Raw genomic sequence first — 17,240 nt, forward strand, 5'->3', positions numbered from 1 at the left:
TAGATGGATCTGCAAAATATGAATTTAGCCGAACAATTTGTTTATTACTTTAAAGAAAACGGCAGTTACGTTTTCAGCCAGTTTTTACGTCACTTCTTAATTTCGATTTATGGCGTGTTACTTGCAGCGATTGTGGCAATTCCACTAGGGATTTTAATTTCTAAAAGACACAAATTAGCCGATTGGGTGATTCGGATTGCTAATGTCATTCAAACCGTACCGCAGCTGGCAATGTTATCCATTTTAATGATTGGATTAGGTCTAGGGGTAAATGTCGTTATCGTAACGGTTTTCCTTTATTCTATTTTACCGATTATTAAAAACACATATACGGGAATGAAACAGGTCGATAAAAATGCTTTAGATGTTGGTAAAGGGATGGGGATGACTAGCTGGCAGCGTCTTTACATGATTGAATTGCCGCTTTCCATTTCTGTTATTATGGCCGGGATCCGTAACGCCTTAGTGGTTGCGATCGGGATTACAGCAATTGGTGCTTTTGTGGGTGCTGGCGGTTTAGGCGACATTATTATTCGCGGTACAAATGCTACAGATGGTGCTTCAATTATCTTAGCCGGTGCTTTACCAACTGCTTTAATGGCGATTATCACAGACTGGATTTTAAGCATTGTAGAACATCGCCTAGATCCCGCTGGCAAAACTTCAAAATAATAATAAAAGTTTTTCAAACTCGGTTTACTCGCAAGCAATAAGGCAGAATTGCAATAAATTGTTCTGCAAATTTCTTGAAATTTTGACTTATTGTCACAGCGAGTTAGTTTGAAAAACTAGACATCAATAAAAGTTTTTCAAACTTGTTTTACTCGCAAGCAATAAGACAGAATTGCAATAAATTGTTCTGCAAATTTCTTGAAATTTTGGCTTATTGTCACAGCGAGTTAGTTTGAAAAACTAGACATCAATAAAAGTTTTTCAAACTTGTTTTACTCGCAAGCAATAAGATAGAATTGCAATAAATTGTTCTGCAAATTTCTTTGAAATTTTGACTTATTGCTGGCGCGTTAGTACATGAAGCTAGCTAGTTAGAAAGCTTTGCTAAAGCGATTTATTCATTTGAGAATGCTAATTTTAGTTAAAAACATATCAGTGAATCAACTAAAAAAGACTTGAAAAAAATACCGACTGTTAAGAGCTAGCGTAAAAACTAACCCTTAACAATCGGTACAAAATTTCAAGTCTTTTTTATTTTTTCAAATGGTAACTATAGGTGCTGACGACAATATTTTGACGCCAAGATAAACGCATCCGCAAACGTAAGCTTGTTTGGTTGTGCAAAATATTTTGCCAACGTCGCCGCGGTACGAATTGGGGAATGATAACCGTTGTCGTATAGTTGTGTTTCACGGCATTTTTACTCACTAAGTCGACGTAACGGATAATCGGATTTTCAATCGAACGGTAAGAGGAATGAACAACAGAAAAACGTACATCTGGGAAATTTTGTTTAAATTCTGCTTCAATTTCTTTTTCTTTTTTTACATCTTCATCTAATGAAACGTGCATCGCAACCACGTAATCACCAATAGATTGGGCATAATTTAGTGCCCCGACATTTACGCGGGTCACATTACCAACTAAGACAATCACGGTATTGCCGTCGTAAGTGTGAAGTTTGGCTTCATCTTCCATTAAACGCAATTGCTCGGCAACTTTCCGATAGTGATCATGAATCTTGTAAAAGATAAATAATAAAACCGGCATAATGATAAAGAATGGCCAAATATCACCTAGGCGATAAGCAAATAAGATTGTAATAATCGCATATGAGATAAAGGCACCGACAATATTTGCAATGGATTTTTTCAACCAGCCACTGCCTTGTTTTTGCCAGTGACGGACCATCCCGGTTTGTGATAACGCAAAGGGAATAAATACCCCAATAGAATAAAGCGGAATCAAGCGCTCTGTCGAACCTTGGAAAATAATCAACAAGACAATAGAGCCTGCTGCAAGGGTTATGATCCCATTGGAATAACCTAAGCGATCACCACGATCTTGATACATATGCGGCATAAATTTATCTTTTGCTAAATTATAAGCCAAAACTGGAAAAGCTGAAAAACCCGTATTGGCAGCCACAGCCAAGATTAAAGCTGTCGTAAATTGTAATGCATAATACATAATTCCGTGACCAAAAACAGCTTCCCCGATTTGAGATAAAACTGTTACCTCTTGTTCAGGGACGATCCCATACCAATAGTTGATAAAAGTAATTCCGACAAAGAAGAAGCCTAAGATACTCGCCATGATTGCTAGCGTTGCAGCTGCATTTTTTGCCCGAGGTTTTTTAAAGAAAGGTACAGCGTTACTAATGGCTTCCACCCCAGTTAAAGAAGATGAACCAGAAGAAAATGCTCGTAAAATTAACGCAATCGAAATTCCCGGAATCGCTGCTCCAGGTAGCGCCGTTGCATTAAGTGGTTGTACACCGCTAATGATTTTAAATAGACCAACAGCAATTAAAATCGTGATTACGGCAATAAATGTATAAACCGGCACCATCAAAAAGCTAGCCGACTCTCTTAATCCTCGCAAGTTCATCATCATAATCAGCAAAACGATGAAAATGGAAATGGCAACTTGGTGTCCGTACAACGCCGGTACAGCTGACGTAATCGCTTCAGCTCCAGCAGAAACAGATACCGCTACGGTTAACATATAGTCAATTAAAAGGGAACCTCCGGAAATCAGGCCCGCATTCCGCCCCAAATTCTCACTACTAACGACATAGGCGCCCCCGCCATGTGGATAAGCGTGAATGATCTGCCGATAAGACAATGTCAAAGAGACCAACAAAATAATGACAAATGCTGCAATTGGCAATGAATACCAAATTGCCGCTGTGGACAAAGCGACTAAAACAACAACAATTTGTTCTGTTCCGTACGCAATTGAAGATAGTGCATCAGAAGATAATAATGCTAACGCCGCAAACCGCGTTAATTTTTGTTCATCATTTTCTGCTGATTTTAAAGGCCGTCCCACTAACAGCCGCTTTAAATAATTCACTTTTCCTTACTCCTTTACGAAATAATTTAGTCTAACAAGATAGTTAATCGTGGTTTTGTAACAACCCAAAAAATAGAAATAATTGCTGCAATCAAGAGTGTATGCTACGCCTCTCTTTTGAAAAAGTCAATGAAAATTTCATTTAAAAATCTACAGCTTTTTTTAAAGCTTTAAAGGACCACTAACAAGCAAAAGAAATCGCTTTCTAAAAAGGAGAAAAAAGAGAACAAATTGCAGTAATTTGCGTTGCTACAATTTGCTCTCTTACTTTTAATGGAAGAAATGACTTTCTTTGGTCATATTGCCGAGTTTTTTTGTCGCCCCTTCTAAATATGGATAGGCGATCGTCCCAACGACACCAAAGAAAATAAACAGTCCTAACATGATAAAAATATTTGGCCAAGCATTTGCCCAATAAATTCCTCCCGCTGACTCCCGCAATAAATCTACCGCATGGGTAAATGGCAATAATGGGTTGATCATTTGGAAAAATTTACCGGAAACTTGAATTGGATAGTTCCCGCCACCACCAGAAATGGACAGTACCAGAATAATGATCGCAATTCCCTTACCGATGTTACCAAATAACGCTGCTAAAACATAGACAATCATCATAAAGGAAAGTCCCACTAGTAATCCAAATAAAACAGCATAAACAGGTTGTTTAACATCGACACCTAATAAGAAATAATTTCCTAAGGTAACAATTAAAGCCTGTGCCACACCTTCCGTTAAGAAAGTTAGCATACGAGCAACAAAAGTTTCACGTTTTGAAAAGCGACCTTTGTTTTTGTCTTCAATAAAGACATCGGTTGCCGCGACACTAGAAAGTAACAAGGCCCCCACCCATAAACATAGTGCGGTATAAAACGGTGTGCTGGCCGATCCGTTATTGGCCATTGGATACATTTGATTGGTTTTTAACGCAACTGGGTTGGTGAAAAATTCACTTTCTTTATTGGCATCCAATTTCAATAGTTTGATGATTTCACCAAGGTCGGCTGTTTCTTCACCTTTTTTAATCGCAGTTGCCGCTTTTTTTATGCCTGCGCGTAACGAAGGCCAATTATTTTGAATTAAGCCAGTTGCTACATCCAATGCTTTTTCAACTTCGGGTAATTTTTCATTAACCATTCCCATGGTGCTGGTTAAATCTTTTCTGATTCCTGGCCAATCTTTTTCATAAAAATCAACAGCCAGTGCTAATTTTTTCTCAACTTCAGGTAAATCATTTTTATAAAGGTCCGCACCTTTATTAATACCAGAAACAATCGCATTCATGTGGCCATTTAGCATGACATTCGCATCATGTAACTCTTTACCGATTGCTGGCATTTCTTTTTGATACTTTTCTAAAATTTTAATCGCATTTGTAATAGTCGTCTTGGTTGAGGCTAATAAAGCTTGAAAATCAATGTGTTGTGCTTTGGTCAATAGTCCATCGGCCGTATTGATCGTTGTGATCAATTGTGTCAATCCTTTTGAAATCTCACTTGAAATTTGATTAGCATCAATGCCACTTAACACATTATCTACTTCATTTCCTACACTTTGGACTTGTTCAATAAAGTTAAGGGCAGCATCCACATTTCCCGCTTGAATATAGCCATTTAAAGTCGTCACGCGATTTGCAAGACCATTAATTAGGATTTTTGCATTATTTAGTCGGCTCACCAAGTCTTGTAAAATTTGGCTATCACTCGCATTTGGCAACTTATTAATGAAATCAATCAAGTTTTGAATGATTGTTTGTTGCGTTTGCAGGTGACTAACAAAATCTTGTAATGATTTATCAATCGCTTTTTTTTCATCATCTGTCAATTTGTTATCGGCTAAAGCTGTCTTCACGTCTTCTAAAGCACTATTTACTTCTGTATGAATGAATTTCAGATTGTTTAAAATCATATTTACACTTTGCGTGATATTCGGAATAGCCTTTTGCAGTTCTTCGGCCCCTTCTTTGGTGGTATTGGCAAATTCTTGTGCCTGATTGCCCAATTTTTGAATATCAGGTAAAACACTTTGGACTTGTTCAATAATCGTTAAGCCTTGCTTGGCGTCTTTAATCCCGGCATCCATCGTGCTCTTAATATTTTCAAAGTCACCATCAACCATCGCCAATTGTTTCCCTGCGTTTTGGATTTCAGGAATTTTAGCTTGTAAATCCAAAATAATTGCCGCTTCTTTTTTCAATTGGGGCATTTTATCATTCAAACTAACTAACTTGTTGCCCATTTCATCTACTTGAGGTAGATAGTCGATAAATTGATTGGCCTTATTCAATTTTTCTTTAATTTCAGGCATCTTATCATTTAACGCAACCACTTCTTTGGTATAGCCTTCAATTTGATCCAAATTATCATTGGTAGTTAAAATCAAATTTTTCACTTTATTGATGCTGACTAAGTTACTGTCAATATCATAGCCTACTTCATTGAAAACTTTCATCAGCGTGTTACTAGCAGTATCAATGAACTGATTAGAAATTTGTTCTTGTAAACTAGTAGCACCTTTGTCAGCAATTTTTGGTGCAATTGCATTGATTTTTTCATTAATGTAATATTCAATCGTCGGTTTTTTTATCGTTCCCGTTGTAAAACTCAATAAATCTTTGGAAAACTCTTTTGGAAGATAAATCCCCGCATAATATTTCCCAGAGCGCACGCCTTTGGTTAATTCTTCTTTCGAGTCAACAAAACGCCAACCTAGTTGCTTGTTGTCATGAAGAGTATCAATCACCTGCTCGCCGATTTCTACTTTCTTATCTTGTAAACTCGCCCCTGCGTCATCACTGTAAACGGCAATGGGCAACTCCCCAGTATTGCCATAAGGATCCCACAAAGCCTTGATATTAAACCAAGCATATAAAGAAGGCAAAACCATTAACGCAACGATTAAGAAAGCTGCCATTGGATTTTTAAAGATTCGCTTCCAGTCTGTTTTATATAGTTCAAAAACATTTTTAATATGTTGCATATTCATCACCTTTATTTTTTTCTGCCTGCTTACTTTACCATTTTTTATTTTAAGGAACCATCTAAAAAAACGAGCTCGTCGTGACTTTTTGACACTTATGACAATCTGTCATAAAGAAAAGGCTTGCATTCTTTTCAAATGGGGTTACTTCTTAAACATTACTTTAAGTTTACCAAAATTATCATTATATAGAAATAAATACGGTTCTTTTGAGCAAGAGACAAAACAAGAGACAAAAATAGTAGCTTTGATCACCCACCATTTTGCCGCAGTGAATGAAAAGCTACTATAATTTTGATTTTTGATTATAAATTTTAGTTCATGGCATCTAACCAATCCCATAAAACTTTTAAACTTGTTCCTTGTAAAAATGGAGTTAAGCCAATTTCAGCCGGATCGCGGTGATTGGCTGGTAAACTTTGATCTGGAATGAGTACAACTTTCATTTTCGCTTGCAAAGCAGCCTTAGCGCCGGTTAAAGAATCTTCGACTGCAATCGTATTTTGTGGATTTGCTCCAACTTTTGCGGCAGTTGCCAAATAGATGTCTGGTGCTGGTTTTAATTCTTTAACATCATCGCCAAATGTGATCACATCAAAAAAAGACGCCAATTGGAAATAATCCAAATACATTTTACCTCTTTTTCTCAAAGTAGAGGTGGCCAAACCACAATATAAACCTTTTTCTCTGACTTTTGCTAAAGTTTCTTTTGCGTAAGGCTTCAACTGCAACGCCCCTTTTGCCAATTCAGCAGCAATAAAAACTTCCCGTTCTGTTTTCATTTTTTCCACGATTTCTTCAGAACCAAAATGAGCAGCTAATTTTGCCATTGTTTGACTAGCGCTTTGCCCACTCCACCCCTTCATATCTGCTTTTGTCAGTGAAATACCATGTTTTTTAGCAACCTGTAACCAACCGCGCTGATACATTTGCTCACTGTCTATTAGTAAACCATCCATATCAAAAATTATCATCTCAATCATCACATCACCCTAAATTCTTTGCCTGCAAAAATTTTGCCACTGTTAAATCAAACAACTCGACAACTTTATCTGGTGCCTCATCATAAGATAAATTAATGGTGGGTGTTGCCAAACTATCAAAAGCACTTAAGGGTTGCAAAGTTTGAGTATCAAATGTAATTTTCGGTGCATGAATCGTCTCACCACAGGGGCCTGCATGAATAATTGCCAGCTCAGCTTTATGCTGTGGTAACAGGCGCAGACGATAAAAAACACCATCTAAAAATTCTCGCTCTTCACTGTAATTTTCTTTAATTTTTTGCCACTGTTCTTTTCTCATCAGCAATTCTCCTATTCTTATTTTACCTTTATTATAGACCAAAAAACACCCTGTAACCAACCGCGGTTACAAGGTGTCTTTTTGCGCCAAGTTCATTATTTCAACAAATTTATTGTTGTTTTTTATTATCCAATGCTTCATCCATAATAAAAGTTGCAATTCGTTCATTAGGCTGACGACTTGGATAAACGGAGCGACCTGAGTGAAAGTCTTTTGCGTCAAGCTGGGTTAAGTAACGATCAGAAGCTTCTTTTTGAATTGCAATGATGCGGCGATTCAGCACTTCCCAATCTGCTTCTGAAAGATAGTCATCTACAATCATGAGATTTTCATTTTGATAGTTATGAATTGGGTCATTTGTGACAACTAAGTCATAATCTTCAAAGTGCTCCAATTCCGCTGTAGAAACAAATAAAGGCGATTCTTTATATAAATCAATTTTAAAACGATCTCCATACGGCGCTTTTAGCAAGGAGCGCAACATTTTTGCGTGACGCACGCCTCTATGGCTAACAACCAAAATGCTTAGACTACGTCGCAAACTTTCCAACTGCAAGGGTAAATTAGCCCATTCTTTCAATAAAATGCAGCGCACATCTGCTTCTGTCTTTTGTACCCAAGGAAAATTACAGTCTTTTTCAATTTCTCTTAAGTGCACACTGACAATCTTAGAAAAGATTGGATAGATTCGTTGAATATTACGCGCATATTCTTGACTTTGATTATGCAAGATTTCCCGATCATAAGGGTAAAGGGAATACGTCGAATAAAGTCCCATCATTTGCTGGACGATCTTCTTTTCATCCCGTTCATTTAGCGGAAAGTCAACTGCCTGACACACGCGTTGTAAAAACTGTTCAATTGCCGTTTGAATACGAAATTCTTGTTGACGATTTGCCCAGTTGTAATACTCGTGAAAAACTGTCCGACTTGTTTCTCGGTGCCACATGGGAACCAACTTATAATTGGTCACAGCAAATTTTTCACTATAACTGCGATTACTTTTGATTAAACGATCCAAGAAATCATCCGGCTCAGCGTAAATCTCTTCACTTAACATAAACCCTTGCGATGCACGAATTATAGTTACCATTAATAAATATGCGTGTTCAATAATTTCATGATCATCCCACAAAATATCAAAATCTGTTGAAGTCCGCATTACAAAACAAACGAGCTGCTGTCGTTCCAAGTCAAAAGGCCATTCAGTAGTCCCATAGGCTTCAAGAAAATAAGATTGGTAAAAAAAGCGAACCCAGCGCTCATCTGGAGCTGTAATTCGAAATGGTTTACGTTCTAAGACTAAACCCCTTCTCTTTAATGCTTTAGCCGTACTATTTACCATACGATAAAATGTTGCTTCACTTAGAAACAATTTATTGATCCAATATTCAGCATCTCGATTGGGATTCAAAAAAACCGCCTCAATAAATTGAAATTCATTGGAATCTTGTAGAATTTTTTGATAAATGTTATTAATCTTGTTGGACTGTACAGGCTGTGCTTTGATTCCCTTCATTTTTGAAATATCAATATGAAGGTATTCTTCTAATTCATCGTTGATATAGTTAACGTCCGTTATTAACGTTTTGGTTGAACATTCTAATGTAGCTGCAGCCTCTTCTAGTGACCACCAGCGTTGATGCTTCGTTAAAAATTCAATTAAATATAAACGTCTTTTCATGGCTGTATTCAATAACAATCTCATCTATCTCACCAACTTGCCATTTTTTTAATTTTATTTTAACATATAAGTAGTTAATGCGGGAATTATTCTGAACTTTTTATTTATTAATTTTCATTACTCCAGTTTTTTTCACAAAAATGAAATTTATGAATGATTTTTGAAAAACCGCTAACCTCTAAGGCTTTCTTAACGCCATAAAAATATAAAGTGTTATCTATTGTGAAATTTATTTAACTTTTGCCTTAATTCTCGTTAATCTAAGAGTGTAAAGAACAAGTCACAGTAAAATTCAGATTTGTCACCTACGGAAACATAGTAATGGGGGGAACGACTATGTTAAAGAAATTATGGAATAAAAGGGCAACAAAATTAATCATCCTTTGTTTAGGCGCTCTTGTTGCATTTCTTGCTTTTGACTTTTATACTTCTGGCACTACATACGGTAGCAACTCGGCAGCAGCACAAACACCAAGTGACATCATTGCACCAACAATCACAGGTGATGCTGCCATCACATTAGAACGAGGAACAAGTTTCAATCCTGCGGACCACTTTACAGTAACCGACGATCAAGACGAAAATCCTACTTTGGAAGTTCAAACACCCGTAGATACCTCAGTTGTCGGTGTTACGCCGGTCTTACTAACTGCTAAAGATGAACTTGGCAATACCAGTACAAAACAAATTATCGTTAATGTCGTTGACACTGCAGCTGAAGAAAAAGCCAAAGCTGAGGCTGAAAAAAAAGCCAAAGAGGAACAGGCTAAAAAAGAAGCTGCTGCTAAAAAAGAGGCTGAAGAAAAAGCCGCTAAAGAACAAGAACTGGCAGCACAAGCTGAAAATACGCAACAAAACACAGTTTCAGACCAAACTAGTTCAAATACAAATGAAGCTAAAAATGAGGCAGCACAAAAAGAAAACGTTAACAATAATTCGCAAAATAATAATCAAACAGCAAATACAAGTAACTCAAATCAAAATTCTGCTCCAGCTGCTCCTGCCACAATTCAACCCATGCAATTGGAAATTAACGGAAAATTTATCAACTATCAAAATGCCGGACAAGGTAGCGGACAAGCGATAATTGATGCTGACCACAGCCGTGCAGCTACATGGGGCGGTGCTGCCGTTCAATCTGGCGACGATGGTTTGAATACTCACATTATTGCGCATAACCCTGGTGCCTTCGATGTAATTTTCACCCTTGCAATAGGCTCTCAGTTTAGAATATCAGATGCAAATGGTAAAGTCACCACTTATACTGTTAATGAAATCACCCAAGTTGATGATGAAGCGTATCGGCTAAGCGATGGCGCAGATTATTGGGATAAAATGATTGGCACTGGCGGCGGTGAAAGAGTTACCTTGCAAGCTTGTATTAATGACATTCACAATCTCGTAGTATTTGCATCCAAATAAAATACTTGTCCTCCCGCAAGTATTTACTCATCAATAAAAAGCTCTTCAACAAGCGCCAGAACTTGTTGAAGAGCTTTTTAATTATGTATCCTGCTGATGCAAAGCAGGCGTTAAATCCGCCAGCCCGACACTGATACGTAATGCCCGATCCACTGCTTTCATCGTAACAGAATCCAACACACAGACTTTTTCCTTTAAGCGGCTTTTGTCAATCGTGCGAATCTGTTCTAACAAAATTACCGAATCTTTATTAATACCACTTTCTGCCGCCTTGATGCCGACATGAGTTGGTAGCTTTGGTTTTGCCATTTTAGCCGTAATAGCTGCAACAATTACGGTTGGACTAAAATGATTGCCCCGATCGTTTTGGATAATTAATACTGGGCGAATGCCGCCTTGTTCAGATCCAACAACCGGTGACAAATCAGCAAAGAAAATATCTCCGCGTTTCACCATTTAACTCATCCTCATTCAATATATTCCCGTGGTACCCGCGGTGAAATACCGCAAGCAACTTCGTAGTGAATTGTCTCTAATTTTTCTGCAACTTCCTCAAGTGTGATCGCTTCTCCACCATTTTTCCCAACCAGCGTTACTTTTGTGCCTACAGCTACTTCATCAGGTAAGCGAACCATAATTTGATCCATGCATATACGACCAACAATTTCACAAAATTTTCCGTCAACTAGAACGCTAAATCCTTGTAATTTTCGCAACCAACCATCAGCATATCCAATTGGAATAGTTCCAATCCACTCTGCCTGGGGTGTAATATACGTTTCACCGTAACCAATGCCGCTTCCTGTCGGTAATTGTTTCACCTGAACAATTTGAGACACTAATTCTAAAGCTGGCTCTAATTGATAAGGTGCTGTTAATGTATGTCCAGAAGGATTCAAGCCATATAAAGCCACGCCATAACGAACTAAATTACCAATTGGCTCATGCCATAGTGCTGTTGCGCTATTACTATCATGGACATAACGAGGTTGATAGGGTAAGTTCTCTAAAACCGCTAAAAAGCGATTTTTTTGGGTTTCATAATACGTTTTATCTGCTTGATCTGCAGTAGCAAAATGCGTGAAAATCCCTTCCCACTTCATTTGCGGTATCGCTTCCATTAAACGAACGGCCTCATTGACACTTTCAGGAGCTAAAAATCCAATCCGCCCCATGCCCGTATCAACTTTTAAATGTATTTTCAACGGTCGTGGCAATTGTTCTACCTGAAGCATTTCAAAAGCCTCCTGTAGCCACTCTACCGTCGCAACTGGAAAAGCCAAATCGTATTCACTTAATAGCTGAAGATAACTAATCTCCACCAATCCTAAAACTAAAATCGGCTGGGTAATGCCTGCTTCACGTAATTCAATGCCCTCATCAATCGTTGCGACACAAAAACCACTGGCGCCACCTTTTAATGCGGCATGAGCTACTGCTGTGGCACCATGACCATATCCATCTGCTTTAACTACTGCAAAAAGATTTGTAGTTTGCGGTAATTGCTGCAAGATATTTTGAATATTTTTTACAATTGCATTTAAATTTATAATCGCTTTTGTCGGACGGTGAATCGATGTAACCACGGTTTTTCCTTCTTTCTATCTTCAAACAAAAATTACTCTGCTAATAAGATTTGCGCAAATGCTGTTTCATCTGTGTGGGTAATACTAACAAATACTTGCCCAATATAAGGAGAAGCGGTCATTTTGGGCGCCCCTAATTCATCTGGCAGAATCTCTAGTTCTTGAAAAGTTACTTTTCCTATACCTGTACCCCATGCTTTTGAAAATGCTTCTTTACAAGCATAGCGGCCGCCTAAAAATTCAACCTGCCGTTTAAAAGGCAATTGCTGAAAAATCGCTAATTCTTTTGGTGTTAACACCCGACTAGCAAATTGTGGCTTATCTGTAATAATTTTTCTAATTCGACTTAACTCAACCGCGTCGATGCCAATTCCTTTTATCATTTGCAAACTCCTACATTACAATTTTCAAGCCGTTTCAAAAGATGTTTTTTGCTAGTCTCATTCTACCAAATGTTACGAGAAAAACCATTAAAAGACTTCACATCTTTCAAAAAGCTGTAACGAAGTTTTATAAAGTGAAATTTATTCAAACTCAAGCGTAACGCAAACTCATACGCTATGTAAACCCTTTTTTGAAATAAAAATGAAAATATTTACTATATAAAAATTTATATTATTGTTAAGAAATAGTGTAAAAAAGCCACCTGAACTATATTTCTATAAAAAAAACGTTATTTTACACTAAGACCTTTTTGCACAACAAAAAAAGACTGCCTCTTTAGATAATAAAAAACAGCGAATCACTAGAAAGTGACTCGCTGCATGTACAAGTATTAATCTTGATTGTTGCGAATAACAAAGCTGCGTTTTCCGCCACCGTCATTTTGACGACGGTCATCGCGCCGGCGATCGTTGCGTTTTTGGCCTTCTTTGTTATAGTGGCTATTTTTATTTTTGTTACGGTAGTTCCCGCCATCTTTACGATTGCGATTGTTGCTACCGCCACCACCACTGCGACGACCATTTTTATTGAAGCCTTTTTTACCACTTGGTAAAGGACGTTCTGGTGTAATTTTAACCGGTACAGCATCAGCTGGATCTTTTGCGATAGTTTTTAGCAATAAAGCGACTAAAACTTCTGGATCATAGCCTTCAATTAATTTTTCTGCTGTAGTCATGTAACGTTCCAAACCGTTTTCTTTCAACCCATCTTCAACTTGTTGTACCGCAGCACCTAGTTGACCTTTGAAAGCTTCTTTTTCGGTTGGTGGACGTAATGGTGACATCCGTTTTTTCGTTAAGTTTTCAATAACGTGCAAGTAGCTCATTTCATTTGGTGTTACAAAAGTTACTGACATTCCGCCTTTACCGGCACGACCAGTACGGCCGATACGGTGAACATAGCTTTCTGGATCTTGTGGGATATCGTAGTTGTAAACATGTGTTACACCGGAAATATCCAAACCGCGAGCAGCAACGTCAGTAGCAACTAAAATATCCAATTGGCCTGATTTAAAAGCGCGTAAAACACTCATCCGTTTTTGTTGTGACAAATCACCATGGATACCTTCAGCACGGTAACCCCGCGCTTCTAACCCCCGTGCCAATTCATCAACACGACGTTTCGTGCGTCCGAAAACGATCGCAAGTTCTGGTGTTTGAACATCTAATAAGCGCGTCATTACATCAAATTTTTCAAAATCTTTGGCCCGAACATAATATTGATCAATCAAATCAGCTGTCATTTCTTTGGCTTTAATTTGAACGTGTTCAGGATTTTTCATGAATTTTACGCCAATATTTTTAATAGCTGGGGGCATCGTAGCAGAAAATAGTAATGTTTGGCGTTCTTCAGGAACTTGAGAGATAATTTTTTCAATATCTTCTAAAAAGCCCATGTTCAACATTTCGTCAGCTTCGTCTAAGACTAATGTGCGAACAGTTCCTAATTTCAATGTGTGACGGTTAATGTGGTCAAGCATCCGACCAGGCGTCCCAACAACAATATGGGGACGATCTTTTAAGCCGCGAATTTGACGGCCAATATCGGCGCCACCGTATACAGCTTGGACGCGGATTTTTTTGTCTCGTCCTAGACGGTACAATTCTTCTTGCGTTTGAATCGCAAGCTCACGAGTAGGTGCAATAACAAGTCCTTGCAATGTGTGGTTATTTGTATCAATTTTTTCTAACATCGGTAGACCAAACGCCGCTGTTTTACCAGTACCGGTTTGTGCTTGGCCGATTACATCGCGACCTGCTAGTGCTAAAGGAATTGTTGCTTCTTGGATTGGAGTTGCTTCTTCAAAGCCGGCCCGCTCGACAGATTGCAATAATTCAGGTGATAAATTAAGTTCGTTAAATTTCAAAAGTTTCCTCCTTGAGATGTGTTTCTTATCTATAGTATTTGATGCCCCTCTACCGAAAATAACTCTCGGCAGCCTGCTGCCAAATAGCAAAAGAGGAAGGCCAAAAGAGGCACAATCAAAAAGCTAAATTTCTTCATCAAGCATAGAACTATGCTTTTTCGCTTATTCATTGTCTACTTTTGTACCGTCCTCTTAACTTCAAAAAGTGAATCTCACTTTACCCTTGATTTTCGGTATCGCGTCATTTTAACACAGAATGAAACTTTCAGCAAGTTTTCAATTTTCATCCATAATATAAAAAAGCAAACAGTCATACTCCAAACTGTTTGCTTTTTATGGTTACATTAAAGCTGATACAACTTCTGTTAATCCCATTCCGTTACTCCCTTTTAAAACAATCGTATCTGTCGGTTGTAGTTCAGCTTGAACCAATTTTATTAGTTGAGCTTTATTTTCTTTATCAAAATGATAAACCATTAGTTGGCTATCTTTTTTAGTTAAAGCGTTAAATAAAGCTTTCATCTCACTACCATACAGAAAAATGACATTAAAGCGATCATCGATATGATTTGCCATACGCGCATGCATGGTTGGTGAATCCGGGCCTAATTCTAACATATCGGCTAAAACTGCTAATTTTCGTCCCGCTGTATTTAGGTTGGCCACTGTGTCCAGTACCAAGCCCATCGCAGTTGGGTTGGCATTGTATACATCACTTAAAATCTGTGCACCGTTTTTTGCAGCTAGCCATTCTGTCCGATTTTTTGTTAATTGGAATTCTGCTAAGCCTTGTTTGATATTTTGTTGTGAGACACCAAAATACTCTCCCAACGCATAGGCAATTAATGCATTTTTGACATTATAGCCGCCAATCACTGGAATACTATATTCTTTATCGGCAACCATAAAAGTCGTTTTTGTTTTATCTTCTTTGGTAATTGTAGCGGTTAAATCACCGGCACTTAAGCCAAACGTTACAACTTTTTGCGTTAGATCAGAAACTAATGGTGTTAATAGCTCTTCATCTGCTGGGACAACCAATAAGCCGTCTCTTTTTAGCCCCGCTGTAATTTCCATTTTTGCTTTAGCAATCCCAGCTCGCGAGCCAAGATTTTCAATGTGTGCTTCGCCGATAATGGTAATTGCCCCTGCATCTGGCTGTGCCAGCAAAGACAATTCTGTCAGTTCACCGGCATGATCCATTCCCATTTCTAAAACTAAAACTTCGCAGTCTGTTGGCATATGCAAAATAGTATAAGGCATGCCGATATTATTGTTATAGTTTCCTTGTGTCTTGTATGTTTTAAACTGGGTCGCCATTACCGCAGCTGTCATATCTTTTGTCGTTGTTTTACCATTACTTCCTGTAATCGCCGCAACTTTAGGCTTAACTTTTTGTAAATAATATTGTGCTAACGTTTGAAAAGCAGCTAAAACATCTGCAACTAAAATAACGATCATATCTTTTGGTGCTTTATTGAGCTCCTGACTCCAAAATGTCGCAATCGCACCGTTTTCTTTGGCTAAATTGACAAAGTCATGCCCATCACGCTCACCTGCTAAGGGAACAAATAAACCACCAGTTGTGATTTTACGGCTATCAAATTCAATATTAGAAATAAGTGTTTCTTCCTGAAATTCATTTTGCCCAAACAAAGCAGCAATTTCTTTAACTGTTAAATTCATTATATTCTCCGTTCTAACCATATTATGAGCGCTATAAAACGCACCTTCATTTTAAACATTCTAACTTCTTGCATTAAAACAAAAAAGGTGAGATGTTCGCAAAGAATCATCTCACCTTTTCTTTATTTCACGTCGGTTAAAAAGCTTTGCCGTTGTTTATAGCGTTTTAATGCTAATTGAATCAACTCTTCGATCAAATCACCATATTTTAAGCCCATTTTTTCCCATAATGATGGATACATACTATACTGGGTAAAACCTGGCATCGTGTTTAGTTCATTTAAGAATAGTTCATTTTTATTGGTTAAGAAGAAGTCACAGCGAGACAATCCGCTACCACCTAACATAATATAGGCTTTTTTGGCGAACTCTTGCGCTTTTTCTTGCACATCTTCTGTCACTTCTGCTGGAATTTGCATTACGATTTGATTGTCGATATATTTAGAATTGTAATCGTAAAAAGCCACATCTTTTACAATTTCTCCGGCTAAAGTTGTCCGCACATCTTCATTGCCTAAAATTGCGACTTCAATTTCTCGTGCTTCAATCCCTTGTTCTACAATTGCGCGGGTATCGTATTTATAGGCTTCTTGCAAAGCATTTTGCAATTCTTCTCTGTTTTCAGCTTTTGAAATTCCTACAGATGAACCCATATTCGCTGGTTTAACAAACATTGGATATAACAAGGTGCCTTCACATTGTTCAAAAATTTGCTTTGGATTTTCTTTCCATAAGTTTTTCAAAACAGGAACATAAGGAACTTGCGGAATACCTGCAGCCTGCAAAATATATTTCGTCATAATTTTGTCCATGCCACAAGCACTAGTTAAAACCCCAGCCCCAATATAAGGCATATCGATCGTTTCTAAGAAACCTTGAATTGTTCCATCTTCGCCATTTGGCCCATGTAATAATGGAAAGACAACTGCATCATCTTCTTTGATGGTACTTGGTGAAATAATTTCACCTGTTGCATCTTTTGTATCCCAAGTTAAATTAAGAACTGATTCATTTTTTGGCTTTTCCGTCAGCAACGGTCCTTTGACCCACTTGCCATCTTTTGTGATGAAAACTAGTTGGACTTGATAGTAGTCGTAGTAGATAGCATTCAGCACTGAATAAGCTGAAAGAATTGAGACATCGTGCTCGGCACTGCGACCGCCATATAATAATACGATTTTCAAAAGTATTTCCTCCCGTGATCAACTCACATCTTTTTTATCTCTCACATTTTAGCACAAAA

At 37.9% G+C, this 17,240-nt stretch carries 13 protein-coding genes; 2 read left to right on the plus strand and 11 right to left on the minus strand.

The window, feature by feature from the left end; all coding sequences use genetic code 11:
- Positions 1 to 3: 3 nt before the first annotated feature.
- Complete coding sequence (locus AC6R0T_RS11105; protein ID WP_526159379.1) at positions 4 to 672, plus strand: ABC transporter permease; 669 nt, start codon at positions 4 to 6, stop codon at positions 670 to 672.
- A gap of 531 nt (positions 673 to 1,203) precedes the next feature.
- Here the strand turns inward: AC6R0T_RS11105 and kimA are convergent.
- The 5 genes from kimA to AC6R0T_RS11130 all read right to left on the minus strand — a co-directional run bounded on the left by kimA (position 1,204) and on the right by AC6R0T_RS11130 (position 8,992).
- Positions 1,204 to 3,030, minus strand: coding sequence for a potassium transporter KimA (kimA, locus tag AC6R0T_RS11110; RefSeq protein ID WP_303753476.1), 1,827 nt, complete (start codon positions 3,028 to 3,030; stop codon positions 1,204 to 1,206).
- A 270-nt stretch (positions 3,031 to 3,300) separates the two neighbouring features.
- A complete protein-coding gene (locus AC6R0T_RS11115) occupies positions 3,301 to 6,006 on the minus strand; it encodes a YhgE/Pip domain-containing protein (RefSeq protein WP_303753475.1) in 2,706 nt (901 codons plus the stop codon).
- A gap of 314 nt (positions 6,007 to 6,320) precedes the next feature.
- Positions 6,321 to 6,989, minus strand: a complete 669-nt coding sequence (locus AC6R0T_RS11120) for an HAD family hydrolase (RefSeq protein WP_206903572.1) — start codon at positions 6,987 to 6,989, stop codon at positions 6,321 to 6,323.
- A gap of 4 nt (positions 6,990 to 6,993) precedes the next feature.
- Positions 6,994 to 7,308 (minus strand): hypothetical protein, encoded by a 315-nt coding sequence (locus AC6R0T_RS11125; RefSeq protein ID WP_206903571.1) that lies wholly within the window; start codon positions 7,306 to 7,308, stop codon positions 6,994 to 6,996.
- A gap of 109 nt (positions 7,309 to 7,417) precedes the next feature.
- A complete protein-coding gene (locus AC6R0T_RS11130) occupies positions 7,418 to 8,992 on the minus strand; it encodes an AcpB/EbpR/MafR family transcriptional regulator (RefSeq protein ID WP_242595813.1) in 1,575 nt (524 codons plus the stop codon).
- Positions 8,993 to 9,328: 336 nt separating this feature from the next.
- Here AC6R0T_RS11130 and AC6R0T_RS11135 point away from each other — a divergent pair, with 336 nt between their 5' ends.
- Complete coding sequence (locus tag AC6R0T_RS11135) at positions 9,329 to 10,414, plus strand: immunoglobulin-like domain-containing protein (RefSeq protein WP_303753474.1); 1,086 nt, start codon at positions 9,329 to 9,331, stop codon at positions 10,412 to 10,414.
- Positions 10,415 to 10,495: 81 nt separating this feature from the next.
- On the opposite strand, the gene AC6R0T_RS11140 is transcribed toward AC6R0T_RS11135, so the two are convergent.
- From AC6R0T_RS11140 to AC6R0T_RS11165, 6 genes are all read right to left on the minus strand, one after another.
- Entirely contained in the window at positions 10,496 to 10,870 is a 375-nt protein-coding gene (locus AC6R0T_RS11140) for a type II toxin-antitoxin system PemK/MazF family toxin (protein WP_206903569.1), read from the minus strand.
- 11 nt (positions 10,871 to 10,881) lie between these two features.
- Complete coding sequence (alr, locus tag AC6R0T_RS11145; RefSeq protein ID WP_303753473.1) at positions 10,882 to 12,000, minus strand: alanine racemase; 1,119 nt, start codon at positions 11,998 to 12,000, stop codon at positions 10,882 to 10,884.
- A gap of 32 nt (positions 12,001 to 12,032) precedes the next feature.
- Positions 12,033 to 12,383, minus strand: coding sequence for a holo-ACP synthase (gene acpS, locus AC6R0T_RS11150; RefSeq protein WP_206903567.1), 351 nt, complete (start codon positions 12,381 to 12,383; stop codon positions 12,033 to 12,035).
- A 392-nt stretch (positions 12,384 to 12,775) separates the two neighbouring features.
- On the minus strand, positions 12,776 to 14,311 hold the full coding sequence (gene cshA / locus AC6R0T_RS11155) for a degradosome RNA helicase CshA (RefSeq protein WP_206903566.1): 1,536 nt from the start codon (positions 14,309 to 14,311) through the stop codon (positions 12,776 to 12,778).
- Between the two features lie 339 nt (positions 14,312 to 14,650).
- A complete protein-coding gene (locus AC6R0T_RS11160) occupies positions 14,651 to 15,997 on the minus strand; it encodes a UDP-N-acetylmuramoyl-tripeptide--D-alanyl-D-alanine ligase (protein ID WP_303753472.1) in 1,347 nt (448 codons plus the stop codon).
- A gap of 122 nt (positions 15,998 to 16,119) precedes the next feature.
- Entirely contained in the window at positions 16,120 to 17,181 is a 1,062-nt protein-coding gene (locus tag AC6R0T_RS11165) for a D-alanine--D-alanine ligase (RefSeq protein ID WP_206903561.1), read from the minus strand.
- Between the last annotated feature and the right edge of the window lie 59 nt (positions 17,182 to 17,240).

This window comes from Enterococcus sp. S86.2 (assembly GCF_059834485.2).

Coding starts and splice junctions, on each gene's coding strand:
- AC6R0T_RS11105 (WP_526159379.1), top strand. CDS start 4: ATGGATCTGCAAAATATGAATTTAGCCGAACAATTTGTTTATTACTTT.
- AC6R0T_RS11115 (WP_303753475.1), bottom strand. CDS start 6,006: ATGCAACATATTAAAAATGTTTTTGAACTATATAAAACAGACTGGAAG.
- AC6R0T_RS11120 (WP_206903572.1), bottom strand. CDS start 6,989: ATGATTGAGATGATAATTTTTGATATGGATGGTTTACTAATAGACAGT.
- AC6R0T_RS11125 (WP_206903571.1), bottom strand. CDS start 7,308: ATGAGAAAAGAACAGTGGCAAAAAATTAAAGAAAATTACAGTGAAGAG.
- AC6R0T_RS11130 (WP_242595813.1), bottom strand. CDS start 8,992: ATGAAAAGACGTTTATATTTAATTGAATTTTTAACGAAGCATCAACGC.
- AC6R0T_RS11135 (WP_303753474.1), top strand. CDS start 9,329: ATGTTAAAGAAATTATGGAATAAAAGGGCAACAAAATTAATCATCCTT.
- AC6R0T_RS11140 (WP_206903569.1), bottom strand. CDS start 10,870: ATGGTGAAACGCGGAGATATTTTCTTTGCTGATTTGTCACCGGTTGTT.
- acpS (WP_206903567.1), bottom strand. CDS start 12,383: ATGATAAAAGGAATTGGCATCGACGCGGTTGAGTTAAGTCGAATTAGA.
- AC6R0T_RS11160 (WP_303753472.1), bottom strand. CDS start 15,997: ATGAATTTAACAGTTAAAGAAATTGCTGCTTTGTTTGGGCAAAATGAA.